The 24,150-nt window shown below is 65.0% G+C and carries 27 protein-coding genes; 15 read left to right on the forward strand and 12 right to left on the reverse strand.

Annotated elements, in window-relative coordinates:
- Window positions 1-19 precede the first annotated feature (19 nt).
- The 3 genes from ACOYW5_RS14740 to ACOYW5_RS14750 are packed head-to-tail and all read left to right on the forward strand — an operon-like array spanning window position 20 to window position 2,612.
- A complete protein-coding gene (locus ACOYW5_RS14740; protein ID WP_423065644.1) occupies window positions 20-1,039 on the forward strand; it encodes a PhoH family protein in 1,020 nt (339 codons plus the stop codon).
- A 2-nt stretch (window positions 1,040-1,041) separates the two neighbouring features.
- Window positions 1,042-1,521, forward strand: a complete 480-nt coding sequence (gene ybeY, locus ACOYW5_RS14745) for an rRNA maturation RNase YbeY (protein WP_423065645.1) — start codon at window positions 1,042-1,044, stop codon at window positions 1,519-1,521.
- Between the two features lie 44 nt (window positions 1,522-1,565).
- Complete coding sequence (locus ACOYW5_RS14750) at window positions 1,566-2,612, forward strand: hemolysin family protein (RefSeq protein WP_423065646.1); 1,047 nt, start codon at window positions 1,566-1,568, stop codon at window positions 2,610-2,612.
- A 9-nt stretch (window positions 2,613-2,621) separates the two neighbouring features.
- Here the strand turns inward: ACOYW5_RS14750 and ACOYW5_RS14755 are convergent, their stop codons facing one another.
- From ACOYW5_RS14755 to rph, 7 genes are all read right to left on the reverse strand, one after another.
- Window positions 2,622-3,674 carry a serine hydrolase domain-containing protein gene (locus ACOYW5_RS14755; RefSeq protein ID WP_423065647.1) on the reverse strand — a complete coding sequence of 351 codons (1,053 nt, stop codon included), beginning with the start codon at window positions 3,672-3,674 and terminating at the stop codon, window positions 2,622-2,624.
- A 197-nt stretch (window positions 3,675-3,871) separates the two neighbouring features.
- On the reverse strand, window positions 3,872-4,441 hold the full coding sequence (locus ACOYW5_RS14760) for a nucleoside 2-deoxyribosyltransferase (protein ID WP_423065648.1): 570 nt from the start codon (window positions 4,439-4,441) through the stop codon (window positions 3,872-3,874).
- A gap of 90 nt (window positions 4,442-4,531) precedes the next feature.
- The gene (gene guaD, locus ACOYW5_RS14765) at window positions 4,532-5,887 is read right to left on the reverse strand and encodes a guanine deaminase (protein WP_423065649.1); all 1,356 of its coding nucleotides are present in this window, start codon (window positions 5,885-5,887) and stop codon (window positions 4,532-4,534) included.
- Window positions 5,884-7,743: an adenine deaminase gene (locus ACOYW5_RS14770; protein ID WP_423065650.1), complete on the reverse strand. Its 1,860-nt coding sequence runs from the start codon at window positions 7,741-7,743 to the stop codon at window positions 5,884-5,886. Before ACOYW5_RS14770 ends, guaD begins: the two co-directional genes overlap by 4 nt.
- A gap of 56 nt (window positions 7,744-7,799) precedes the next feature.
- Window positions 7,800-9,008 carry a radical SAM family heme chaperone HemW gene (gene hemW / locus ACOYW5_RS14775; protein ID WP_423065651.1) on the reverse strand — a complete coding sequence of 403 codons (1,209 nt, stop codon included), beginning with the start codon at window positions 9,006-9,008 and terminating at the stop codon, window positions 7,800-7,802.
- On the reverse strand, window positions 8,980-9,642 hold the full coding sequence (locus ACOYW5_RS14780; RefSeq protein ID WP_423065652.1) for a non-canonical purine NTP pyrophosphatase: 663 nt from the start codon (window positions 9,640-9,642) through the stop codon (window positions 8,980-8,982). Before ACOYW5_RS14780 ends, hemW begins: the two co-directional genes overlap by 29 nt.
- Window positions 9,642-10,355 carry a ribonuclease PH gene (rph, locus tag ACOYW5_RS14785; protein WP_423065653.1) on the reverse strand — a complete coding sequence of 238 codons (714 nt, stop codon included), beginning with the start codon at window positions 10,353-10,355 and terminating at the stop codon, window positions 9,642-9,644. The genes ACOYW5_RS14780 and rph overlap by 1 nt, the downstream gene beginning before the upstream one ends.
- 111 nt (window positions 10,356-10,466) lie before the next feature.
- On the opposite strand from rph, the gene hrcA reads away from it, so the two are divergent.
- The 3 genes from hrcA to ACOYW5_RS14800 all read left to right on the forward strand — a co-directional run bounded on the left by hrcA (window position 10,467) and on the right by ACOYW5_RS14800 (window position 13,076).
- Window positions 10,467-11,552, forward strand: coding sequence for a heat-inducible transcriptional repressor HrcA (gene hrcA, locus ACOYW5_RS14790; protein ID WP_423065654.1), 1,086 nt, complete (start codon window positions 10,467-10,469; stop codon window positions 11,550-11,552).
- 91 nt (window positions 11,553-11,643) lie between these two features.
- Window positions 11,644-12,264 (forward strand): nucleotide exchange factor GrpE, encoded by a 621-nt coding sequence (gene grpE, locus ACOYW5_RS14795; RefSeq protein WP_423065655.1) that lies wholly within the window; start codon window positions 11,644-11,646, stop codon window positions 12,262-12,264.
- 74 nt (window positions 12,265-12,338) lie between these two features.
- Entirely contained in the window at window positions 12,339-13,076 is a 738-nt protein-coding gene (locus ACOYW5_RS14800) for a class I SAM-dependent methyltransferase (RefSeq protein WP_423065656.1), read from the forward strand.
- On the opposite strand, the gene ACOYW5_RS14805 is transcribed toward ACOYW5_RS14800, so the two are convergent.
- Genes ACOYW5_RS14805 through ACOYW5_RS14815 form a run of 3 tightly spaced genes read right to left on the reverse strand, consistent with a single transcriptional unit; the run spans window position 13,073 to window position 14,434 of the window.
- Window positions 13,073-13,417, reverse strand: coding sequence for a hypothetical protein (locus tag ACOYW5_RS14805; protein ID WP_423065657.1), 345 nt, complete (start codon window positions 13,415-13,417; stop codon window positions 13,073-13,075). The genes ACOYW5_RS14800 and ACOYW5_RS14805 overlap by 4 nt on opposite strands.
- A 7-nt stretch (window positions 13,418-13,424) precedes the next feature.
- Window positions 13,425-14,057 (reverse strand): bifunctional nicotinamidase/pyrazinamidase, encoded by a 633-nt coding sequence (pncA, locus tag ACOYW5_RS14810; RefSeq protein ID WP_423065658.1) that lies wholly within the window; start codon window positions 14,055-14,057, stop codon window positions 13,425-13,427.
- Between the two features lie 14 nt (window positions 14,058-14,071).
- Window positions 14,072-14,434, reverse strand: a complete 363-nt coding sequence (locus ACOYW5_RS14815; RefSeq protein WP_423065659.1) for a hypothetical protein — start codon at window positions 14,432-14,434, stop codon at window positions 14,072-14,074.
- A 193-nt stretch (window positions 14,435-14,627) separates the two neighbouring features.
- On the opposite strand from ACOYW5_RS14815, the gene ACOYW5_RS14820 reads away from it, so the two are divergent.
- The 3 genes from ACOYW5_RS14820 (at window position 14,628) to ACOYW5_RS14830 (ending at window position 17,638) form a co-directional block, all read left to right on the forward strand.
- Window positions 14,628-14,963 (forward strand): hypothetical protein, encoded by a 336-nt coding sequence (locus ACOYW5_RS14820; protein WP_423065660.1) that lies wholly within the window; start codon window positions 14,628-14,630, stop codon window positions 14,961-14,963.
- Between the two features lie 239 nt (window positions 14,964-15,202).
- A complete protein-coding gene (gene dnaK, locus ACOYW5_RS14825) occupies window positions 15,203-17,110 on the forward strand; it encodes a molecular chaperone DnaK (protein WP_423065661.1) in 1,908 nt (635 codons plus the stop codon).
- Window positions 17,111-17,206: 96 nt separating this feature from the next.
- Window positions 17,207-17,638, forward strand: coding sequence for a hypothetical protein (locus ACOYW5_RS14830; RefSeq protein ID WP_423065662.1), 432 nt, complete (start codon window positions 17,207-17,209; stop codon window positions 17,636-17,638).
- 101 nt (window positions 17,639-17,739) lie between these two features.
- Here the strand turns inward: ACOYW5_RS14830 and ACOYW5_RS14835 are convergent, their stop codons facing one another.
- Window positions 17,740-18,459: an outer membrane protein gene (locus ACOYW5_RS14835; RefSeq protein ID WP_423065663.1), complete on the reverse strand. Its 720-nt coding sequence runs from the start codon at window positions 18,457-18,459 to the stop codon at window positions 17,740-17,742.
- 450 nt (window positions 18,460-18,909) lie between these two features.
- On the opposite strand from ACOYW5_RS14835, the gene ACOYW5_RS14840 reads away from it, so the two are divergent.
- The 5 genes from ACOYW5_RS14840 to ACOYW5_RS14860 all read left to right on the forward strand — a co-directional run bounded on the left by ACOYW5_RS14840 (window position 18,910) and on the right by ACOYW5_RS14860 (window position 22,861).
- Window positions 18,910-19,848 carry an alpha/beta hydrolase gene (locus tag ACOYW5_RS14840; RefSeq protein WP_423065664.1) on the forward strand — a complete coding sequence of 313 codons (939 nt, stop codon included), beginning with the start codon at window positions 18,910-18,912 and terminating at the stop codon, window positions 19,846-19,848.
- Window positions 19,849-20,025: 177 nt separating this feature from the next.
- Window positions 20,026-21,153, forward strand: coding sequence for a molecular chaperone DnaJ (dnaJ, locus tag ACOYW5_RS14845; protein ID WP_423065665.1), 1,128 nt, complete (start codon window positions 20,026-20,028; stop codon window positions 21,151-21,153).
- Window positions 21,154-21,250: 97 nt separating this feature from the next.
- Complete coding sequence (locus ACOYW5_RS14850) at window positions 21,251-21,628, forward strand: VOC family protein (protein ID WP_423065666.1); 378 nt, start codon at window positions 21,251-21,253, stop codon at window positions 21,626-21,628.
- 49 nt (window positions 21,629-21,677) lie between these two features.
- Window positions 21,678-22,247: an NADPH-dependent FMN reductase gene (locus ACOYW5_RS14855; RefSeq protein ID WP_423065667.1), complete on the forward strand. Its 570-nt coding sequence runs from the start codon at window positions 21,678-21,680 to the stop codon at window positions 22,245-22,247.
- A 2-nt stretch (window positions 22,248-22,249) separates the two neighbouring features.
- Window positions 22,250-22,861: a histidine phosphatase family protein gene (locus ACOYW5_RS14860; protein ID WP_423065668.1), complete on the forward strand. Its 612-nt coding sequence runs from the start codon at window positions 22,250-22,252 to the stop codon at window positions 22,859-22,861.
- Here ACOYW5_RS14860 and ACOYW5_RS14865 read toward each other — a convergent pair.
- Window positions 22,858-23,298 carry a MarR family winged helix-turn-helix transcriptional regulator gene (locus ACOYW5_RS14865; protein WP_423065669.1) on the reverse strand — a complete coding sequence of 147 codons (441 nt, stop codon included), beginning with the start codon at window positions 23,296-23,298 and terminating at the stop codon, window positions 22,858-22,860. The two genes, ACOYW5_RS14860 and ACOYW5_RS14865, sit on opposite strands and share 4 nt — an antisense overlap.
- A 117-nt stretch (window positions 23,299-23,415) precedes the next feature.
- Here ACOYW5_RS14865 and pyrF point away from each other — a divergent pair, with 117 nt between their 5' ends.
- Window positions 23,416-24,114, forward strand: a complete 699-nt coding sequence (pyrF, locus tag ACOYW5_RS14870; protein WP_423065670.1) for an orotidine-5'-phosphate decarboxylase — start codon at window positions 23,416-23,418, stop codon at window positions 24,112-24,114.
- Window positions 24,115-24,150 lie beyond the last annotated feature (36 nt).

Raw genomic sequence — 24,150 nt, forward strand, 5'->3', positions numbered from 1 at the left:
CAGAGATTTGAGCAGGCATTTGCCCCCGTCTTTAGACCACGGCCCGTCCTCACAGCTTGAACTCGCCTTCGAAGACAACAAGCTCGCCGCCCAACTCTACGGCGATTTCGACCAGCACCTCGCCCTCATCGAACAGCGTCTTTCCGTGCAGGCTACACCGCGCGGCAATCACGTCATGCTGCGCGGCGGCGCGTCGGCGGTCGATCAGGCACGGCGCGTCCTTGAATCGCTCTACGGCCAGCTCGAAGAGGGCCAGGCCCTCGACGTGGCGACCGTCGATGGCGTGATCCGCATGATCGAGACCGAGGACAGCCAGCTCACGCTTCCCACACTCGAGAAAAAGGGCCGCGTCCGCATGGCCCAGATCGCCACCCGCAAGGCCACCATCGTCGCCCGTACGCCGGCGCAGGATGCCTATATGCGCGCCATGGACCGGGCCGAACTGGTGTTCGGCGTAGGCCCGGCCGGTACCGGCAAGACCTACCTTGCCGTCGCCCATGCTGCTTCGCTGCTCGAGCGCGGCGACATCAACCGCATCATCCTTTCCCGTCCGGCCGTCGAAGCCGGCGAGCGCCTCGGGTTCCTCCCCGGCGACATGAAGGACAAGGTCGACCCTTACCTCCGCCCGCTCTACGACGCGCTCTACGACATGATGCGCCCCGAGCATGTGGAGCGCTGCATCACCTCGGGTATCATCGAAGTGGCGCCACTCGCCTTCATGCGCGGCCGTACTCTCGCCAATGCCGTGGTCATCCTCGACGAGGCGCAGAACACCACGTCGATGCAGATGAAGATGTTCCTCACCCGCCTCGGTGAAAACTCCAAGATGATCGTCACCGGCGACCCGACCCAGGTCGACCTGCCGCGCGGCGAGAAGTCAGGACTGGTCGAAGCGGTGCACCTCCTCGATGGGGTCGAGGGCGTCCATATCTCGCGCTTCAACGACAAGGACGTGGTGCGCCACGCGCTTGTCGGCCGGATCGTGCGGGCCTATGAAGCCGACACCGCACGCCGGTTGGCGGAACAGAACAAGGCCTGAACTTGCCTACCAAGTCTCCCCTGTCGATCGCCTTCGCGGTGAATGCCGAAGGTTGGCCCGATGGTCTCGAGGCCGTCGCCGAGCGCGCCATCCGCGAGGCGCTGAAGCAGTCCGAGGCGCCTGTTACAGGCGTCGCCGAAGTCTCGGTCGTTCTGACCGATGACGCCGAGCAGCGCGAGCTCAACAGCCAGTGGCGCGGCATCGACAAATCAACCAACGTGCTGAGCTTCCCGCAAATCGAGCCCTTAGGTCCCGTCGAGGGCCTCGTCGGCGACATCACGCTGGCGCTGGGTACGGTGCAGAACGAAGCGAACGACATGGGCATCACGCTCGAAGCCCACTTCACCCACCTCGTGGTGCATGGATTCCTGCACCTGCTCGGCTACGACCACATCGAGGACGAGGACGCCGAGGAGATGGAGGGGCTCGAAACCGAAATCCTTGCCAGTCTCGGCATTGCCGATCCCTATGCCGACGACTAGATTAGGCGCTCCGATGAATTGAAGGCCGCGATGCGGCCATAGAGATGAACGAGACCGATACTCCGTCTGCCCCGGCCAAGAAGCCGGCCACCAAGTCCATTACCGAGCCTCCCTCTAGTCCCGCCCCCACCGCGTCGTGGGGGCAGCGAATCTGGCACTATATGCGCGGCCTCCTCGCCATGCGCACGGCTTCGCTGCGCGACGACCTCGAGGTCGCGCTCGAGAGCGAGGCCTCCGGCGGCACGGCCGATTTCAGCCAGTCCGAACGCACAATCTTGAAAAACGTGCTCGATCTCGCCGAAAAGCGGGTCGAGGACGTGATGATCCCGCGCGCCGACATCGAGGCGATCGAAACCACCGAGACGCTGGCGACCTTGGTCGCGCGGTTCCGCCAGGTCGGACACTCGCGCATGCCGGTCTATTCCGACAGCCTCGACAACATCACCGGCTTCATCCACGTCAAGGATGCGCTGCGCCGCATCACCGAGCCGGTCGCCAACCCCGAGGCGCCCCTGCCGGTCAAGCTGGTCTCGACCCCGCTGCGCTCAAGGCTCGAAAAGCTCGATATCGTCCGCCAGGTGCTGTTCGTGCCGCCGCTGATGCCGGTGGGCGACCTGTTGCAGCAGATGCAGCTCAAACGCGTCCACATGGCCGTGGTCATCGACGAGTATGGCGGCACCGACGGGCTCGTCACCATCGAGGATCTGCTCGAAGCAGTGGTCGGCGAGATCGAGGACGAGCACGACGACGACGTGGCGCTGGTCCGCAAGGTCAATTCCAACGTCTTCATCGCCTCGGCGCGCGCCGAGCTGACCGAAGTCCGCGACGTCATCGGCCCCGATTTCGATCCGGGCGAGCATGCGGACGAAGTCGACACACTGGGCGGCCTCGTCTTCGAACTCGCCGGCCACGTTCCGGCCAAGGGCGAGCACGTCAACGGCATCAAGGGCTTCGAGTTCGAGGTCCTGCAGTCCGACAGCCGTCAGGTGAAGCGCGTCAAGATCAAGCGCGTGAAGCAACGCGCCCCACGGCCACCAAAGCCGCCGGTGGTGAAGACGCCGGCTGATACGGCAGCACCTGCGGCGGAGTAATCCGCCGCACTACGCTCGCTCGAAGTTGCGCATCACCATTTCGTGCCAGAAGCGCGTCGGCATGATCCAGCTCGACCAGTCGTTGTATTTGCCGAGGTACGCTACCGCGGCAATGCCGGTCGAAGGCGAGAACCACAAGCGCTGGCCGCCATTGCCGAATCCGCCGGCCCATGGGCGGGTACCCTCGAACGCCGGAGCGTAAGCAGTTTCGAGATACCACAGGCGCGAGTACCCGGTATCGAAGGAGGTCTGTATCGCCGGGGTCAGGCAGGCATCGATCCAGCTCTGCGGTACCACCTGCCGACCCCCGAATGCTCCACCGTTGGCGAGCATGTCACCGATCCGCAGCAACCCGCGGGTCGTCAGCCGTAGTCCCGAAGCCGCCGATTCCTCTCCGTCGGCACCGGCGCACCAGAAGAAGGCGTCGATCCCGAGCGGTTCGAAGAGGTTGGCCCGCGCAAAGTCGGTCAACGATTGCCCCGTGCCGCGGGTGATCAGTGCGCCGATCAGCGCCACGGCGCCGCCCGAATAGATCCACCGCTGGCCAGGTGGCTCGATGATTGGGCGATCAAGGATGAAGCGATAGCGGTCGGGCGCCTGCTCCATCATGATTTCCGAGTTCCTTGCGTCTGTGTAGGGGAGGCTCTCGTCCCACTCCATGCCCATGGCCATGTTGAAGGTGTGTTCGACTGTCACCTTGCGGCGATCAGAGTCGGCTACGAGGTCTGGGTATTCGGGAAAGCCGTCGACCACCGGCCTGTCGAGTTCCGGCACGAGGCCCTGTTCCAGCGCGATGCCATAGAGCAGGCTGGTGATGCTTTTGGTCACGGACCGCAGGTCGTGCAGCGTATCGGGTCCGAACACCATGTGGCCGAGGTCCTCGCCCCACGCTTCGTCGCGCCCCTCGAAATAGTGCTCGCTCACCAGCTTGCCGTTGCGGCTGAAGGCGACGGCGTGGAAGTCGCGGAGCAGCCCGGACTCGAGCCCCGCATCGAACTTCCGTTCGAAATTCTCTGCAAAGCCTGCCTCTCCAGCGGTCGTCGTTTCCCATTCAACCGTCACGTTCCGCTCCCAACTCCCCGCAACGCGGATCCGCAAGCCTTCACCCTGCGCCTCCGTCTCCCGACTTTGCCACATGCCCCTCGATTCGAGCACTGCATGACCCGGCTCGCCCAGACCGTGATGCTGAGCCATGGCTGACGGCGGTGCCTGATCCTGGTCGGGGCGCGCTTTCCCGCCGTCTTCCTGGTGCTCGCGGCTTACGCCAGCCGCGCCGCCACCACCGCGAGCACGCGCCGGAACGCGGTCATATCGGTCAGTTCCTGCCCCACCGGCGCATCGCCCACCACCATCTCGCCACCGCGGTTCACGACCCCGCCATGCAACATCAGGTTGTCGGCGAACCCCAGATCCTCGATCAGCAGATGATCCGGTCCGCGCGGCTTGCCCTCCGCATCGGCGTACCACTCGCCGCCAAAGTGATGCCGCGTGCGCTCGCCATGGTCGGCCCGCACATTGGTATAGGCAAAGGCGGGCTTGCCCTGGGCGCACATGAAGCCGAGCTCGAAGCACGTGCCCGTGTCCGCCGCGATGCCGCGGAACGGTGTCAGGTTGGCGATGATCGCGTCGGCCGAGTTCATCAGCTGCTCGTCGATCCGGCTGATCGCCAGCCCGAGCTCCCACTTGCTATCGGTTTTGGGAAATTCGAGGTCGCCGGGCGAAATCGGCACCAGCCCCGCCTCACGCGTCAGCGCGATCTTCAAATCGAGGATTTCGCGCGCATTGGGCAGGAAGACTTCCGGGCCGGCGAGATAGACGGATCTGGGCATTTTTCCCGTTCAGGTGACGTTGATGATCGGTTCAGATTGGCTGTTTCAGCAGGTCAGCTCAACTGACCTGATCGAACTGACAGGACCCGTTCAGCTCGGCGGCGAAGCGGTGGTGCTTTCGGGGCGACCGCTCACGAGATCGCCGCCGACAAAGGTCGCCGCGATGTTCGGCTTGCTCGCAGTGTAGAGAATTTGCTCAATCCGATCAGCTGCTTGCGCCCCGAACAACCGAATAGTCCCCGCCTCCGCCGTGGCGTCTATGATCAGGGCATCGAAGTGATAACCGGGACGGAAAAGGCCGATATCGAGGTCGAGCGCAACACCACCACCCGCGGTGGCGAGATGGAACGCCGTCAGCAGGTCGACCCGCGAGTTCGCCACGCCACGCGTTTCACGTGAATCCGTCGCGTCGACGCCATCCTGCAGCATACGCGACACGGCAACCGTCATCCGCGCCGCGTCGAGCATCGAGGCAGACGGGCCACCCGAAATATCGGTCCCGAGGCCGACATGCACGCCCTTCTCCAGCGCCCGGCGCAGCGGGAACACGGCATTGCCGAAATAGGCGTTGGAGAGAGCGCAATGCGCCACACCGGCGCCACGCGACTTGACCCGGTCCATGTCGGCATCAGTGAGGAACACCGAGTGCGCCAGCACGGTCTTACGGGTCAAAAGCCCAAAACCGTCCAGCGCCTCGGCGTCCGTTTTTCCATATCTTTCAAGCGCATAGCCATGGGCCCAATCGCTCTCCGAGCAATGGGTCTGCACGTGGCAAGCGCACTCCGCGGCAAGCGCACCAAGCCCCGCCAGCGCCTCGTCGGTGCATGAGGGGATAAAGCGCGGTGTGATCACCGGCAGAACCCGGTCATTGTCCGGCAGGGCGCGAATCGCTTCGATCACGGAGCGGCTGTCGGCAATCGCTGCCTCGGGCGAGGCATCGCGATAGTAGTCCGGGCAGCTCTCGGCGAGGTCCATCACCACCTTGCCGACCAGGGCCCGCTGACCCTCCGCGAGGCACATTTCCGCAAGCAGTTCAGTCGCTTGCCTATGCACCGTGGCGAAATACAGCGCCGTGGTCGTACCGCCCGCCAGCAGGTCGCGCACCAGCGTGCCATAGGCCTCGCGGGCGAAATCGAGGTCGGCATAGCGCGCCTCGAGCGGGAAGGTGTATTTGCCCAGCCACACTTCCAGCGGCTCGTCGAGCGCCAGCCCAAGCTGTGGATATTGCGGCGCGTGCACATGCAGATCGACGAAACCAGGAATCACGATCTGCGCAGCCGGCAGCTCCAGCGTTCCCTCCGGCACCCCGCCGGCAGCCGGCGCGATGCGCTCGATGCGGCCATCTTCGCCGACGAAGATCAACGCATCCTCAAGCACCTCCACCGCGCCGCGCTTCGGCGCATGGACGAAAGTCCCGCGGATGGCCCGCCCGCGAACCCCCGTCACCAGACCACCTTGTGCTGCTCGCCGGTCTGGACGTTGACGAACCCCTCCGGACACGCTTCCGACGGCGCCACCAGCACCCAGCGCCACGGCGAGCAGGTGAGCGTCGCGAATTTCAGGTGCTCGGGAAAACCGGGCTTCCACAGGTTGTCGCCGCCCGCCAGATACATCCATTCAACCTTCGCTGCCGCAGCATAAAACGCCTGCATATCAACATCATAGGCCTCGGCCGAGCGCGCCGTCATCAGCCCGCCGACCTCGAAGCGCATCTCGGCGGCGACCTCGCCCTTATGCACCAGCACCCAGCCGCCATCGATCTGCTGCAGCCGGTTCACGGCCTTGGCCATCGCCGCATCGGACGAGCCGACGCACCAGACATTGTGGCTGTCATGCGCCACCGAGGAGCAGAGCGCCGTGTCCTCGTCCACCGGTCCACAGCCGGCCCAGAACATCTTCGCCACCGCACCATCGCCGCGATATCGGTCGACCAGCGCCCATTTGGTGATCAGCGCCTTGGTGTCGCGCTGCACTTCGCCACCCTCGACCGGCAGGGTGCGGACCCAGAAATCCTCGTTCCAATGGAAGGGCCTGAGCACCGCCGCCTGCATGGTCTCGCGCTCCGGCTCGGCCTTGATGGCGAAGTCCGCGGCGCTCAACGTCCGGCCGACATTCATGGTCTTGGTCGTCCACTCGGGCCAGTCGATGGGGGCCAGCGGGCCGAGGAATGTCTTCCCCTCCGACATGAGCTGGCCGTCGGCATAGACATGCCGGATCGACAGGGTCTTCACGTCTTCGAGCAATACTATGTCGGCATAGCGCCCCGGCGAGATCGAGCCGACCCATTGGTCGATGCGCATATGCCGGGCCGGATTGATGGTCGCACACTGGATAGCGATCTCGGGCGCCAGCCCATATTCGATGGCGAGCCGCACATTGTAGTCCGACGCGCCCTTCTCCAGCGTCTCGGTGGCGGAGCGATCGTCGGTGGTGAAGGCGACGTTCTGCCAATCCTCGAGCTTCTCGATCAGCTGGGGCATTATGACGTCATAGGAGAACGGCCGGAGCTCCGTGAAGATGCCGTGGCTCAGCCGCTCCCAGGCCTCCTGGAAGGCCCAGACCTCGTGGTCCGAAGAGATGCCGGCGGCCGCAAAAGCCGAGAGGTCATGCGGGTCGATCAGCCCCGAGCCATGCCCCTCGACCACGCCGCGCTTCTCGAAAGTGGCGCCGATCATGCCCCACATGCGGCTATAGCCCGGGTTGTCCGGGTTCCACACCGCTGGCCAGTCCATCACCTCGTCGAGGCTGACCGTCCCCATGTCGTGCTCGAGGAAATCGGCCTGTTCCTCATAGCCGTAGTACCCGCCCGATTCTTCCCAGGCGCTTGGCGGCACGGCCGAGCCGGGCTGGATGAAGATCTTCAGCGGCGAGCCGGCGAGGCGCGATTTCTGCCAAAACTCCTGGTTCTTCGGCCCGTTGACATTGGCGAACTCGTGGCTCGCCTCGCAGGTCCAGGTGTTACCACGCGGGATGACCAGGGCGGCTTCATATTCCGGGGTGATGTGGGTCGATTCGATATGCTTGTGCACTTCGCCGAAGCCAGGCACGGCGCTCAGGTTCGGATAGCTCACCCGCGCCTTCACCTCGCCGCGATAGCTGCCGCGCGGCCCGATATAGGCGATGCGGCGGCCGGAGATGACGATCTCCTGGTCCTCGAGCCAGTGCCGCGAATGCACCGACAGCAGCCGCCCGACTTCGATCGCCAGGTCCGCCGGTCGCTTGGCCAGCGCCACCAGCAGCAGATGCTGGCGAATGGAGACTTCATCCTCGGGCGAGAGGATCAGATCGTCGGGCAGGGTCATCGGCAGGTCCGGTGGCTAAACGGCTTTAGTAAAGCGGTTTACGAACCGGAGTGCAACTAGGCCGCCAAGTCCGCCACGACCGCATCCAGCACCGGCCAGCCCTTGTCGGTCACCCTGATAAAGCCGTTGGGCAGGGTTTCGACGAAGCCGATGGCCTTGAGCTCGTTGATCTGGCGCTCAGAAATGGCGCGGCCGGCGATACGGTGGAAGCGGCGCGGATCGATGCCCTCGCGGAGCCTGAGCCCCATTACCAGCATCTCGTCCCCCTCTTCCTCCCAGGTGAGGATGTCGTCGGTGACGAGGCCGTGGCCGCGGGCCAGCACCTTCTTGTGCCAGTCGAACGGCATCTTTTCGGTCGCGGTGGCGTGACGCTGGTTGTTGATCAGCAGCCGCCCGTGCGCGCCGGGACCGACGCCGACATATTCGCCGTAGCGCCAGTAGATCATGTTGTGCCGGCTTTCCTGGCCGGGACGGGCGTGGTTCGAAATCTCGTAAGCCGGCAGGCCGGCCTTCTGCGTCAGTTCCTGCGTCAGCTCGTAGAAGTCGGCGCTGAGGTCCTCGTCCGGCATCTTCAGTTTGCCGGCGTTGAACAGGTCATAGTAGCGCGTGCCCATCTCGATGGTGAGCTGGTAGAGCGACAGGTGCCCGGCCTCGGCCAGCCACAGGGCCTCCGTCAGCTCGTCTTCCCAGTCAGCCAAAGTCTGCTTGGGCCGCGAATAAATCAAATCGAAGCTCGAGCGCGGGAAGATCGACTGCGCCAGCCGCACCGCGGCGATCGCCTCGTCGACCGTATGCCGGCGGCCGAGTTCGGCCAGCGGCCCCTCGCGCAGGCTCTGCACGCCGAGCGACACCCGGTTCACCCCGGCGCTGCGATAGCCGCGGAAGCGCTCTGCCTCAACCGAGGTGGGGTTGGCCTCGAGCGTGATCTCGGCACGCGAATCGATGGTCCAGTGCTGGGCAATGGCATCGAGAATGCCCTCGACCGAGCGCGGATCCATCAGCGAGGGCGTGCCGCCGCCGAAAAAGATCGATTGCACGGTCCGGCCCTGCGTTTGCCGGGCGAAATGCGCCAGTTCCCTGGCGTAAGCCTCGACATAGGCCGGCTCATCGAACTCGCCGCGATGGACGTGCGAGTTGAAGTCGCAATAGGGGCACTTGGCGGCGCAGAAGGGCCAGTGGACGTAGACCCCGAACAGCCCGTTGGAGCGCGGATCGACCGAGTTGTGACCGAGCGTTTCAGTGCTCAACGCCGCCTCCCAGGACATCGTCGACGAATTTGGAAAAAGCCTTGGCGCGATGGGAGAGGCCGACCTTGCCGGGCGCCCAGGAGTGCTTCATCTCCGGCGGCATCTCGCCGAAGGTGATGTCAAAACCCTGCGGCATGAACACCGGATCGAACCCGTGCCCCTGGTCGCCGCGCGGCGGCCAGACGATGGTGCCCTCGACCTTGCCGATATAGAGCTGATCGCGCCCGTCCGGATGGGCGAGGCAGAGCGTAGCGTTGAACGAGCCGTGCCGCTCCGACGGGCCCTGGGCGCCAGCCGCCTGCAGCGCATCCTCGACGCGGCGCATGCCGATCTTGAAGTCGCGGCCGTTGGCCGTCTCGGCCCAGTTCGCCGTGTAGACGCCGGGATCACCACCGAGCGCATCGACGGCGAGACCGGAGTCGTCGGCCAAGGCGATACCGTTGGCGGCCTTGGCCGCGGCATGGGCCTTGATACGGGCGTTCTCGACAAAGGTGGTGCCGGTCTCTTCCGGCTCGGGCAGTCCGAGTTCGGCAGCCGAGACGATGTCCAGCCCGAAGCCGGCGAGGAGCTCCTTGAACTCCATAAGCTTGCCCGCATTGTGGGTCGCCAGCACCAGCCGGTCGCCACGCCGCAATGTGAGCTTGTCGGCCATTACGCGAGCGCCGCCTTCTGGATGAGAGTCAGATCGGCGATGCCCTTTTCCGCCAGCCCCATCAGCTGGTTCAGCTCGTCACGGCTGAACGGCTCCTGCTCTGCCGTGCCCTGGATTTCGACGAACTTGCCGCTGCCGGTTAGGACAAAATTGGCGTCAGTATGCGCCTCGACGTCCTCGAGATAGTCGAGGTCGAGCACCGGGGTACCGCGATAGATGCCGCAGCTGATCGCCGCCACCGAATCGCGCAGCGGTTCGCCTTTGGTCAGCTTGCGCTCCTTGAGCCAGGTGATGGCATCGGCCATCGCCACGTAAGCGCCGGTGATCGAGGCGGTGCGGGTGCCGCCATCGGCTTCAAGCACGTCGCAATCCAGCGTGATCTGGTTCTCGCCGAGCGCCTGCATGTCGACCACGGCGCGGAGCGAGCGGCCGATCAGCCGCTGGATTTCCTGCGTGCGGCCCGACTGCTTGCCCGCAGCGGCTTCGCGCCGGGTGCGGGAGTCGGTGGCGCGCGGCAGCATGCCGTATTCGGCCGTGACCCAGCCGAGGCCCGAACCGCGCCGCCAGCTCGGCAGCGTCGTCTCGACCGTCGCCGTCACGTAGACGCGGGTGCCGCCAAAGCTGACGAGGCAGCTGCCTTCGGCCTTGGGGGAAACATTGCGTTCGAGCGTCACGGCCCGCATCTGGTCTGGCTGGCGTCCGGAAGGGCGCATATGGTCAAATCACCTAGGAAAGTACTTGTTAACCGCCTCTTAACCCTCGCGGCAGTCCGGAACAAGGCAGCCCGGCTTGGCGGCACACCGCTTTCGCCCTAAATGGTGAACATGGCCGATCGCACCAAAGCCCCCGAAGACGTGCTCGCGGTGCTGAACTCCCGCAGCCAGGACATTTTCAGAAAGCTCGTCGAGCGCTATCTCGACACCGGTACGCCGGTGGCGTCGCGCGATCTCGCCCGCATGCTGAGCGTCGGTCTGTCGCCGGCTTCGGTGCGCAACGTCATGGCCGATCTCGAGGATCTCGGCCTGATCGCCGCTCCGCACACCTCGGCCGGCCGGCTGCCGACGCAGCAGGGGCTGCGCTTCTTCGTCGATGCCATGCTCGAAGTGGGCGCGGTCAACGAGGACGAAAAGACCCAGATCGCCAAGCAGATCGAGGGGCCCGCCGCCTACGGGCAGGTCGAGGATCTCCTGACCGAAGCCAGCCAGCTGCTCAGCGGGTTGAGCCACGGCGCCGGCGTCGTCATCGCAACGAAGTCGGACCTCGTGCTCAAGCATATCGAGTTCGTCCGGCTCGATGCCGAACGCGCCATGGTGGTGCTGGTAGGCGAGGACGGCTCGGTCGAAAACCGCATCATGCCACTGCCGCCGGGGCTGACGGCGAGCGCCTTGACCCAGGCCTCGAACTACCTCGCCCATTTCGCTGTTGGAAAAACCATCGGCGAAACGCTGAAGGCCCTGCGCGCGCAACGCATCGAGACGCAGCACGAACTCGACGAACTGACCCGCAAGCTTGTCGAAGCCGGCCTCGCGACGCTCTCGAACAGCGGCGCCGCCGCCGCGCCGACGGTGATCGTGCGCGGACGCGCCAATCTCATCAACGACACCATGGCGTCCGAAGAGCTGCAGCGGATCCGGCAACTGTTCGAGGAGCTCGAAAGCCGCGACGGCCTGATCGAGCTGCTCGGCGATACCGAGCAGGCGCAGGGCGTGAAGATCTTCATCGGCTCTGAGAACAAGCTGTTCTCGCTCTCCGGCTCCTCAGTGATTCTTTCGCCCTACAAGGACGCCAACCAAAAGGTGGTGGGCGTGCTCGGCGTCATCGGGCCGACACGGCTCAATTACGCGCGCATCGTGCCAGTGGTCGACTATACCGCCAATGTCGTCTCGGCGATGATGGCGCGGAAGGGTTGAAGCCGCCGGGAACCTTTCCCGAGGCTTGAATCTTATGTCCCATTGGCCGATATGCGGGGCAACGCACCAGCGACAAGCATCAAGGTCACGCATGAACGACGAAACGACCAAGCCCGAGGACGACAAGGCTGCTGCCGCGGCTACCGAAACTCAGGGCGCCGAAACCAATACTCCGACCGAGGAAGCAGCAGCGGTCGATCCCACCGAGACGCTCAAGGCGGAGAACTCCGAGTTGCGCGACAAGCTGCTGCGCACCGTCGCCGAGATGGAAAATCTCCGGAAGCGCACCGAGCGCGAGGTGTCCGACACCCGCTCCTATGCCATCGCCGGTTTCGCCCGCGACATGCTGACGGCGACCGATTCGCTCAGCCGCGCCCTGCTCGTGCTGCCAGCCGAGGCACGCGAAAATGCCGATGGGGCGATGAAGTCGCTGATCGAGGGCATCGAGATGACCGAGCGGGAGATGCAGCGGCTCCTCGCCAAGCACGGCGTCAAGCCGATCGAGGCCGAGGGCCAGAAGTTCGACCCGCACAAGCACCAGGCAATGTTCGAGGTCCCGGATCCGTCGCGGCCGGAAGGCACCGTGGTCCAGGTGGTCCAGGCCGGTTTTGCCATCGGCGACCGCGTGTTGCGACCGGCCATGGTCGGCGTCGCCAAGGGCGGCGGGGCCAAGGGCCAGCCGGCCGAAGGCAGTATCGACAAGAGCGCCTGACACATCTGGAAAGATGTGATTTCAAAGGGCGCTGCGGCGCCCTTTTCGTTGTCCGCGAGACTGGGAGGAGCCCGATGGACAGCCTCTACGACGATGCCGACCTCTATGACCTCGTCGCCCCGCGCGACGACGAGATGGAGCGCTTCTATGTCGAGGCGGCAGGTGGACCCGGCCGTACTGTCCTCGAACTTGCCTGCGGCTCGGGCCGGATCACCGCGCCTCTCGCAAGGAGCGGAGCAGAGGTCACCGGCGTCGACATTTCCGCCACCATGCTGGATCGCGCCCGGGCGGTGCTGGCCGGGTCCGCGGCTGAGCTGGTGGAGGCCGACATGCGTGAACTCGATCTCGGACGTCGGTTCGACACCGTCGTCGTCGCGGCCAACTCGCTCCTCCACCTCCACACACGCGAAGATTTCGTCCGCGCCTTCTCGGCGGTTCGGCGGCACCTCGCGTCGGGCGGACGGCTGGCGTTCGACATCTTCGTTCCGAGCCCTCGGCTGCTGAGCCTGCGGCAGAACGAGCGCCAGCTACTGGGCGTCTTCGGCCATCCGGAACGGGGCGAGGTCGCGATCGAAGAGACGATCGCCTACGATCCGATCACCCAGGTCAGCCGTGCCGACTGGTACTGGTCGACCGCCGCCGCCCCGGATTTCCGGCATACGCAACTCGAGATGCGCCAGGTCTTCCCGCAGGAACTGCCGCTGCTGCTGGAGCTCGGCGGGCTGCGGCTCGAAGCCCGATACGGCGGGTTCGATCGCTCACCGCTCACACCACAGAGCCGCCGCCAGGTCTGCGTGGCCGTCGCCGCCTAGTGCGCCACCAAATCCGGGCACATGGTCACGTCGTATTTCGCACCCGGCCGGCCCAGTTCGGCGACCACGCGGCTGTCGTAGTCCTCGCGGATGAGGGTGATGGCGGCTTCGTCCTTGCCCTCGGCCTCGAGCATCATGTCGGCGCGGCTGGCGAGGTCCTCGGACCAGGCTTCGTACTGGTCGCCCTCGGCATCGTTGCCGGCATCGTAGGCGTCGGTCGAGAGCCAGTAGAAGGCGCTGCCGCACCAGAGCAGGCGGTCGGCGGCGGGTGAAAGTTCCTCCGCCCCGGCCTTGCCGGCCAGCGCCCCGATCAGCATCAGCCCCAATACGACCCCGCGCATGGCTCCCTCAGGCGATCTCCCCGGCGGCGATCCGCTTGACCCCAGCCGCGTTCATGTCGGCCCAGGCCTGGGCCAGCGAGCCACCCGTATCGATGGCGCGGCAGGCATCCTCGATCACATAGGTGTCAAAGCCCGCGCTGGCCGCGTCCACCGCCGTCCAGTTGACGCAGAAATCGGTGGCGAGTCCGGCGATGAACAGCCGCTTGAAGCCGCGTTCCCTGAGGTAGCCCTCGAGCCCGGTGCGGGTCTTGCGGTCGGCCTCGCGGAAGCCGGAATAGGAATCGACCACGTCGTGGTAGCCCTTGCGGATCACCATCTCGGCATGCGGCAACTCGATCTCCGATGAGAACTCGGCGCCATGAGTGCCCTGAACGCAATGGTCGGGCCACAGCACCTGCGGCCCATAAGGCAGTTCGATCACCTCGAATGGCCTGGTGCCCGGATGGCTCGAGGCAAAGGAAATGTGCCCGTCGGGGTGCCAGTCCTGGGTCATGATCACATGCTTGAACTGCCGTCCGAGCCGGTTGATCGGGATGATGATCTCGTCGCCATTGGTTACGGCAAGGTTGCCGCCGGGCAGGAAATCATACTGCAGGTCGACCACGAGGAGCAGGTCGTCGGAGCGGGGGGTGAAGGCCATGCGGGTCTTTTGTCTCACTGGCCGATCAAGGCCGAACAATCCTGAAAAGAATAGGCGACATCCTCGCCGGCCCGGGCGGAGCCATTGACGATGCGACCGACGGAGTCTTCGAGTTTGCTGCGATATTCGGCAAGGGCAGTGTCGGAATAGCCCTGCTCGAGAAAAATCGGCAAGGCCCGGTCGATGAGGCGCTGGCCACCCTCGGCGAAGGCGGCGGTGGAGGCGAGCTTCTGCGGGGTGGCGTCGGCCGGCGTGTCACGCGTCATCAGCTCGAACGCGGTGCCGCACCAGAGGTCCCGCCGCGCCTCTTCCGGCACTTCCTGCGCCAGCGCGGCGGCCGGCAGAAGCACCAGGGCGAAGACGAGGAACCTCGGCATTGTCGTTCCTTGGGGAGGCAAACGCGCTCTTTAGACCATGACCCGGGTGCCGGCGACAAGCCGCGACTGCGGCCATCCGAACCGGGAAGAATTGGATAACTACACCGACAGCCGGCCTTTGAGGCTTATGCACCTAAAATGCTATCCAAATCCTCAGCGCCAGCAGAAGCGGGCGCTTTTGGGGGCTACAGAAATGAAACGTGCAGTAGCGGGCGGCGCGATCGCCCTTGCACTGGCGGTGCTTTGCACGCCGGTGCTGGCCGAGGACCTCGATTTCGTCCTCACCAACAATTCGTCCTTTGCGGTGAAGAGCTTCTTCACCTCGCCGGCCGATGTCGACACCTGGGAAGAAGACGTGTTCGGCGAGAACTACCTGCCGGCCGGCAACTACGTCACCGTCACCATCGGCGACGGGCGCGAGCAGTGCACCTACGACATGAAGTTCATCATGGAAGACGATTCCGAGTTCATCGAGAAGGGCGTCGACCTGTGTGAACTGGGCGAATACACGCTCTCGGACGCGCAGTAACACTCCCGTTTTGCCTCTTGGAAGCGCTGGCCTCGGGCCGGCGCTTTCGGCCTTTGTGCCACGCGCCTTCGTGAGTTTGTCTCGCACGGCGCTTGCAGGCCCAAACACCCCCTCCTATATAGCGCTCAAGGCCCGGCGACGGGTCAATTTCAAACACGGGAATCCGAACCCCAGTGAGGGACGTGAAGAAACTGCCGTGAGGGGTTTCATTCGGGTTCGCCAACAAAGAGGCAGTAGGTATGGGTAAAGTCATCGGTATCGATCTCGGTACGACCAATAGCTGCGTCGCAGTCATGGACGGCAGCACGCCCAAGGTCATCGAGAATGCGGAAGGCGCGCGCACCACGCCCTCCATGGTCGCGTTCAGCAAGGATGGCGAGCGGCTCGTCGGCCAGCCGGCCAAGCGCCAGGCCGTCACCAATCCGGAAGGGACGCTGTTCGCGGTGAAGCGCCTCATCGGCCGCCGCTACAACGACCCGATGGTCGAAAAGGACAAGGGCCTCGTGCCCTTCAAGATCGTCAACGCCGACAATGGCGACGCCTGGGTCGAGGTCGACGGCAAGAAGTCCTCGCCGTCCGAAATCTCGGCGATGATCCTGACCAAGATGAAGGAAACCGCCGAATCGTATCTCGGCGAGCCGGTCACCCAGGCGGTGATCACGGTTCCCGCGTATTTCAACGATTCGCAGCGCCAGGCCACCAAGGACGCCGGCAAGATCGCCGGCCTCGAAGTGCTGCGCATCATCAATGAGCCGACGGCCGCCGCTCTGGCCTACGGGCTCGACAAGAAGAACACCGGCACCATCGCGGTCTATGACCTCGGCGGCGGCACTTTCGATATCTCGGTGCTCGAGATCGGCGACGGCGTGTTCGAGGTGAAGTCCACCAACGGCGACACGTTCCTCGGCGGTGAAGACTTCGACATGCGCCTCGTCGACTACCTCGCCGACGAGTTCAAGAAGGACCAGGGGATCGACCTCCGCAACGACAAGCTCGCGCTGCAGCGGCTGAAGGAAGCGGCGGAAAAGGCCAAGATCGAGCTCTCGAGCGCGACCCAGACCGAGATCAACCTGCCATTCATCACCGCCGACGCTTCGGGTCCGAAGCACCTGACGCTGAAGCTCACCCGCTCGAAGTTCGAGCAGCTGGTGGACGACCTCGTGCAGAAGACCATCGAGCCTTGCAAGCAGGCGCTCAAGGATGCCGGCGTCACCGCCGCGCAGATCGACGAAGTGGTGCTGGTCGGCGGCATGAGCCGCATGCCCAAGGTCCAGGAAGTCGTCAAGCAGCTGTTCGGCAAGGAGCCGCACAAGGGCGTCAACCCGGATGAAGTGGTCGCCATGGGCGCCGCCATCCAGGCCGGCGTGCTGCAGGGCGACGTCAAGGACGTGCTGCTGCTCGACGTGACCCCTCTGTCGCTCGGCATCGAGACGCTGGGTGGAGTGTTCACCCGCCTGATCGACCGCAACACCACGATCCCGACCAAGAAGAGCCAGACTTTCTCGACCGCAGAGGACAACCAGAGCGCGGTGACCATCCGCGTGTTCCAGGGCGAGCGCGAAATGGCAGCCAACAACAAGCTGCTCGGCAACTTCGACCTCGCCGGCATTCCGCCGGCCCCGCGCGGCGTGCCGCAGATCGAAGTGACCTTCGACATCGATGCCAACGGCATCGTGCAGGTTTCGGCCAAGGACAAGGGTACCGGCAAGGAGCAGCAGATCCGCATCCAGGCCTCGGGTGGCCTGTCGGACGCCGATATCGAGCGCATGGTCAAGGAAGCCGAGGCCAATGCCGAGGCCGACAAGAAGAAGCGCGACGCCGTCGAGGCCAAGAACCAGGCCGAATCGCTGATCCACTCGACCGAGAAGTCGCTGAAGGATTACGGCGACAAAGTCTCCGCCGAGGAGAAGGGCGCCATCGAGACGGCGATCACCGACCTCAAGGGCGTGCTCGAAGGCGACGACGCCGAGGCGATCAAGGAAAAGTCCGCGACGCTGGCCGAGGCTTCGATGAAGCTGGGCGAAGCCATGTACAAGGCATCGCAGGCCGAGGCTGAAGCCAAGGCGTCCGGCTCGGACCAGTCGCAGGACGACGATGTCGTCGACGCCGAGTTCGAGGAAGTTCCGGACGACAAGAAGTCGGCCTGATCCCCGTTAAATCGAAACAATAGGCCCGGCAGAAATGCCGGGCCTATTTGTTTGCGCCGCGTTCTGATAGCGTGCCCTATGTTTCCAGACCTTAAATTGTTCAGCGACCCGGAAAAGCTCCGCAAGCTGATGATAAATGCCAAGCGGCTCGGCCACGCCGAATACGCGGTTGAAATACAGCTCAGGATCGCCGAACTGGCCGGACTTTCTTTTTCCGATCCGATCGAGCGTGAATTCTGGACCGCAGTCGCCTGCGCCGAGGAATTCAAGACCGCGGAGAACGGCAAGACCACCCGCCTGTCCCGCACCCGCCAGAAGCACAAGCGCGTCGGCGCCGTGCAATGCCTCTCCGATTGGGCGCTGGATCCCGATGTCACCGACGGATTCGGCATTCTGCTCGCCGCCGGCCGGCCGGACCTGACCGGCGAAGCCATCGTGCTCCGTCATCCCGACGTCTTTTCCGCCGAGGCCCTCGCCAGCGCGCGGGTTAAACTTGCCGCCAACGGCGTCGAAACGGCCGCAAGCTGAAGCTAGGCTGTTCCACGTGGCCACCGCCGCCAAGCTCGACACCTGAATGTGCGAGGGGCCCGGAATGATCCGAGCCCCTTGGCATTTGCGCTGTGATTCGCTCAGAAGCGGAAGTTGAGGCCGACGGCAAACGCGTGAGCCGTGTTGTCGTATCGGTTGACCCAGTTGCCGGGGTAAATCACGCCGTCGACCAGCGTCAGGTCCTTCTGGCCGAAATCCACGTAGTTGTACTCGGCAAAGACCGACCATCCATCCGCCACGGCATATTCAGCGCCCAGCCCCACGACATAGCCGACGCGCGTATCCTCGACCGAGCCGTTGAAGCTCATCACCGGCGTTGTGTCGTAGTCGGTGTGCCGGTTGCGAATGACGGCGAGGCCTCCCGTGCCGTAGAGCAGCAGTGCCGGATCGACCAGGTAGCCGAGCCGCCCCTTGATGGTCGCGATCGCGCTCGTTTCGGTCGTTGTGTACTCCGGGAAGCCCGGACCGACGGGGTAAAAGGCATTGCTCCCCGACAGGTCCGTCAACTCGATCGTGCCGACGACACCCAGCACCATCTCGCCGAGCTGCACGTCACAGCCGACGCGCCCGCCCACGTTGAAGCCTTCGGCGACGTGGCTGCCGCCATCGTAATAGCCGGCCGCCAGCACCGTGGCTGTCGTCTGCGCGGCATATCCGAGGCTCGCGCCGACGTAGCAACCGGACCAGGACGCGACCTCATCGGTCATCGCAACCTCGACGACACCGGCGCTGATCAGGTCAGCGGCACTGGCGGCCGTTGTCATCAGCGCCAGTGCGAGAGCACTGCTTAGAATTCTCACTATGGGCCCCTACGAACGAATGGATCAAATAATAGGTCGCAGCGTCTGCCAACGCGGTGCGCTTTACAAGCTCGCCGGGCCGAGCAGATGTGCAGAAGGCGCCTGACCCAGCCGATTCTTGGGACTTCAGGCGGTTTCACGTGAATCAGCGGGCGGCAACGAGGGATGAGAGCCGATGCAACTGCGGACTCTTCCCAATCTCGCCGCAAGGCGGCCCAAATGTCTTCACATCGCGCGCTAAGGTGGGACGTGTTGAGAAGTGGATGCGGGAACCGTCAGCAGCGGTGCATCCAGAGAGGGCAAAGGGGTCCAGGCCACGGACCTGATGCCGGGGCGGCGACTTCGAAAGGGTATTGGATGTCATCGGTAGAGGTGCGGCGGTACGCTCAGAACAGCGGACCGGATGCAACGGCTTCCCTTGAGCCGCCGGCCGAACGGCTGGACGCGGACATGCGTCACGTCCTCGGCGTGCTCGAGCAGATGGGCGGCAAGCGCATCGAGGCCTGCAAGTCGCCCGAAGCGCGCGCTCTGCCGACGCTCGACATGGCCCTGCGCCGGATCCTCCGCGATCAGGTCGACGACATGGATGTCAGCATGGAGATGCGGCTCATCACCGGCCATACCGGCGATGTGCGGGCCCGCATCTACGTGCCGCAGAACGATATCGTCGCCGGCCCGCGGCCGATGATTCTCTTCCTCCATGGCGGCGGATTCGTGCTCGGCGACGTGGACAATTACGATGCGAGCCCGCGAGCCCTCGCGGCGCGCACCGGTGCGGTGGTGGTCTCGGCGCATTACCGGCAGGCGCCGGAGCACCGTTTTCCGGCCGCGCACGAGGATGCCTGGTCGGCCTGGCAATGGCTGATCGAACATGCCCAGTCGCTCGGTGGCGATCCGAAGCGTGCCGCGATCGTCGGCGAAGGCTCGGGCGCCAATCTCGCGGTCAACACGGCGCTCCGCGCCAAGGTCGAAGGCAAGCAGGCCCCGATCCACCTCGGGCTCGTCACCCCCATGGCGGCGATGCTGTTCGACCTGCCCTCGCATCAGCAGAACGCCACGACCTTCCCCTATTCCACCGCCACGCTCGAATGGGCGGCACGAAAACTCTTCCGCCACAAGGACGAGGCGCACGACGCGCGCATGAACATCGCCGGCCGGTTCGATCTCGACGGCTTGCCGCCGGTGACGGTGATCCTCGCCGAAGCCGATCCGCTGCGATCGGAAGGCGAGGCGCTCGCCGACGCCATCCGCCGCTCAGGCGTTTGGGTCGACGCCACGCTCTACGAGGGCGTGACGCACGGCTTCTTCGGGCTCTACCGGGTGGTCAACAAGGCGATGTTCGCGCATGGCCAGCTGAGCCGGAACCTCGCCGCCGCCTTCGATCGCTGATCGCTTCGGGGTTACCGCCTCGCGCGCCGCGGTGGATAAGCCACACCGCGGCTCTTCGTCGAACGGTATGCGTTGGATACCATTGAAGCGGTCCGCACCTATGGTAAGAGCGCACAGCAGTACTTATCTAGCCGGAATGCCTGGGACGGGGCACTGGGCAGCTGGGATCGAGACGGATTGGCCAAACGCGACTTTTATGAAGTGCTCGGAGTGCCCAAGGGCGCCGACGAAGGGGTGCTGAAGGGCGCCTACCGCAAGCTTGCGATGCAGTTCCATCCGGACCGCAATCCGGGCAACGCCGATGCCGAGCACAAGTTCAAGGAAATCTCCGAAGCCTACGACACGTTGAAGGACCCGCAGAAGCGCGCGGCCTACGACCGGTTCGGGCATGCCGCCTTCGAGAATGGCGGCGGACGCGGTCCGGGCGGCTTCGGGCCGGAATTCACCTCGTCGATGTCCGATATCTTCGAGGATATCTTCGGGGACTTCATGGGCGGTCAGCGCGGCCGCTCCGGCCAGTCGCGCCTCCGCGGCTCGGACCTGCGCTACAATCTCGAGATTTCGCTCGAGGAGGCATTTACCGGCCGCACCGTCGATATCGACGTGCCGACACTCGCCACCTGCGATACCTGCGACGGTTCGGGCGCCAAGCCCGGCACCGGCATGTCGACCTGCCGGCACTGCAACGGCCAGGGCAAGGTCCGCGCGGCGCAGGGCTTCTTCACCATCGAGCGCACCTGCCCGATCTGCAACGGCCGCGGCCAGATCCTCGAGCAGGCCTGCACCGATTGCGGTGGCCAGGGCCGTCGCCAGCAGAACCGCACGCTCAGCGTCGATATCCCCAAGGGGATCGAGGACGGCACCCGCATCCGCCTCGCCAACGAGGGTGAAGCGGGCCTGCGCGGTGGACCGCCGGGCGATCTCTACATCTTCATCTCGATCAAGCCGCACGACCTGTTCCAGCGCGACGGCGCTGACCTCTATGCCCGGGTCCCCATCGCCATGACCACGGCAGCGCTGGGTGGCGAGTTCGAAGTACCGACGCTCGACGCCGCCCGCGCCCGGGTGAAAGTCGCCTCCGGTACGCAGCCGGGCCAGCGCGTCCGCCTCAAGGGCAAGGGCATGCCGATCCTCCGCTCGAAGGACTTTGGCGATCTCTACGTCCAGCTCGACGTCGAGACGCCGCAGAGCCTGTCGAAGCGCCAGCGCGAGTTGCTCGAAGAGTTCGAGAAGGAATCGACGCGCGAGAACTCGCCGACCAGCGAGGGCTTCTTCGCCAAGCTGAAGAGCATTTTCGAGGGCTGAGACGGGATCGGCCGGCGTCCGGCGCGCAGCCTGCTGACAAAAACTGGTCGTGGCCCGGACTAGCGTGGCGGCATTGTCCACCAGCTCCAGGCCCCAAATGAAGTTCGCCTCAGTCCGTGTTGTCACCGACCAGTTCGACTTCGACGCCCTGGTCGATTTCTACGCTAGGCTCACCGGCGTGCGGCCGACGCGCCTCGCTCCCGGTTTTGGGGAGATCCGCCTCGAAGGCTGCACCTTGGCCATCTCGTCGCGCGAGATCATCGAGCGCGTGAACGGCGGCGCCGTCGTGCCCAACGCCAACCGTTCCTTGATGCTCGAGTTCGAAGTCGACAACGTCGACGACCTGCTCGAGCGTGCGACGTCGCTGGCTCAGGTCGTCCAGCAGCCAACCACCATGCCGTGGGGCAATCGTTCGATGCTGCTCCGCGACCCTGACGGAGCAATCGTCAACATTTTCTCCCGACCCAACAGCTGAGAAGTGCCCGCACTTGCCAGCGGCGCCGTCGTGCCGCTAGCACTGCTTCATGACCGATATTACCGCCCCCAAGACCGCCATCACCATCTGCGGCTCGCTCCGCAAGGATTCCATCAACGAACCGCTCCGCCGGCACATGTCGGCAAAGCTCCGCGAGGCCGGTGTCATCGTCACCGATCTCGATCTCGCTGATTTCGAGATGCCGATCTTCAACCAGGATTTCGAGGCCGAACACACGCCCGAGGCCGCGAAGCGCCTCGCGGACCTGTTCCGCTCGCACGACATCGTCCTCATCATCTCGCCCGAGTATAATGGCGGCATCACCCCGCTGATCGCCAACGTGATCTCGTGGATCAGCCGGCAGAAGCCGAGCCCGTTCCGGCACGCCATTTTCGGTATCGGCGGGGTCAGCGACGGCAAGTACGCGACGATCTTCGCCCTCTCGCACCTGCGCGACAGCCTCAGCAAGGTTGGCGCGCTGGTGGTGCCGACACTGCTCGGGATCGGGCCCTATCCGGACGTGTTCGACGAGAATGGCGCGCCCAACGAAGGCAACATCCAGTGGAAGGTCGGGCAGATGGTGCGCGAACTGACCCACTTCTCGCGCGGCGGCATCTGAGCGTGACCTACGCACTTTACGTCACCCACCCACAGGTGGTGCAGGACCCGGCGATTCCGGTCCCCAGATGGGGGCTTTCTGAGCTCGGCCGTCGGCGCGCAGAACGATTCGCGAACCACGTATTGATGCGTGCTGTCATACGCATCGTATCCAGCCGCGAAACCAAGGCCCTCGAGCTCGCGGCAATTCTTGCAGCGCTGTGTAAGGCGCCTGTGGAGAGCGGGGAAAACTTCGGCGAGAACGATCGCAGCAGTACTGGTTTTGTTCCGCGCGAGCGGTTCGAAGCGCTGGCCGATTCGTTCTTCGCGCACCCCGACACATCGGTCGAGGGCTGGGAGACAGCCCGGTCCGCACAGGGGCGCGTCGTCGGCGCGGTCGAGGCCGTGCTCCACGAGCACGATGCAAGCCGGCCAATCGCCTTCGCCGGCCACGGCGCCGTCGGCACGCTGCTCAAGTGCCACCTCGGCAAGCGTGACATCGCTCGCAGCGAAGACCAGAGCCGGCATGGCGACCCCGGTGGCGGCAACGTCTTCGTCTTCCGGCTGAGCGATATGGCGCTGCTCACCGGGTGGACGGCGATGGAAGCTCTGCCCGAGACGATCCCCGGCCTCTAGCGGCCGGGCGCCCACTCGCCGACGCCGAACAGGTCGATCGCATCTTCCAGCGCCGCCTTCAGCCGGTCGAGGCGGGCGATGTCATGATCCACCTCGCGCAGCCGCACCGGCCCCGCCGAGGGAGCCTCGCCGACCAGCGTAGTGCCCTTTTCTGTCAGGCCCACCAGCCGGGCCCGGCGATCATTCGGATCGGTCCGCACCGTCACAAGGTCCAGCCGGCGCAGCTCGTCGATCGATTGACCCAGCGTCGCCGGATGCATCACCAGCGCCTTGCGCAGCGCGGCCAAGGGCAATTGCGGGCGCTCGGCACAGATGCGCAGCACCTGCAGCTGCAGCCCGGTAATGCCGAAGCGCTTGCGCAAGTCCGCCTCGAATGCCGCCATGGCGCGTTCGAGCCGCACCCAGGCGACGGTGGCGGAAAGCGCCTGCTGCTGCATGAAACCCAACCGAATCTGACTTGCTATGGCGGCATACTGAGTGTCACGCCAGAGCGGCGCAAGCCTTGACCTCGGACCGCGACGCGTGGCACTAGCCAGAAAATCCGGAGACATCTGATGGCAGGAACGCTCATCGTGGCGCTCGATCTCGACACGCGAGACGAGGCCGAACGCTTGGTCGCGGAACTCGGCGACACCGTCGATTTCTACAAGATCGGCTACCAGCTGTTCTATGGCGGCGACGGGCTGAACCTCGGCAAGGCCCTCCTCGCCGCCGGCAAGCGGGTGTTCTTCGACCTCAAGATGCTCGATATCGACAACACGGTCGAAAAAGGCGTCAGTGCGATCGCCCGGACCGGTGCCACAATGACGACGGTCCACGCCTACCCCAAGACCATGCGCGCTGCGGCCAGGGCGGCCGAAGGTTCCGGCCTCACAGTGCTCGGCGTCACGGTCCTCACCTCGATGGACGATGCCGACCTCATCGAGGCCGGCTATTCGCGCGATGCGGCCGGGCTCGTGGCGCTCCGCGCCGAACAGGCCACGGCGGCCGGGATAGGCGGCATCGTCTGCTCGCCCAATGAAGCCGAGATGGTGCGCTCGATCGTCGGGCCCAGGCTCGCCATCGTCACCCCCGGCATCCGTCCGACCGGGAGCACGCACGGCGACCAGAAGCGCGTTACCGGCCCGGGTGAAGCCCTGAAGGCCGGCGCCAGCCACCTCGTCGTCGGCCGCCCGATCACCGCGGCACCCGATCCGGTCGCGGCGGCGAAGGCCATCCTCGCCGAAATGGGTGGCGGGACGCGGTTGGCATGACGCCGGCCGCTGCGCTATAGCCCATCGCAAGCGTTA

This window comes from Devosia sp. CN2-171, from assembly GCF_049354815.1.
GTDB lineage: Bacteria > Pseudomonadota > Alphaproteobacteria > Rhizobiales > Devosiaceae > Devosia_A.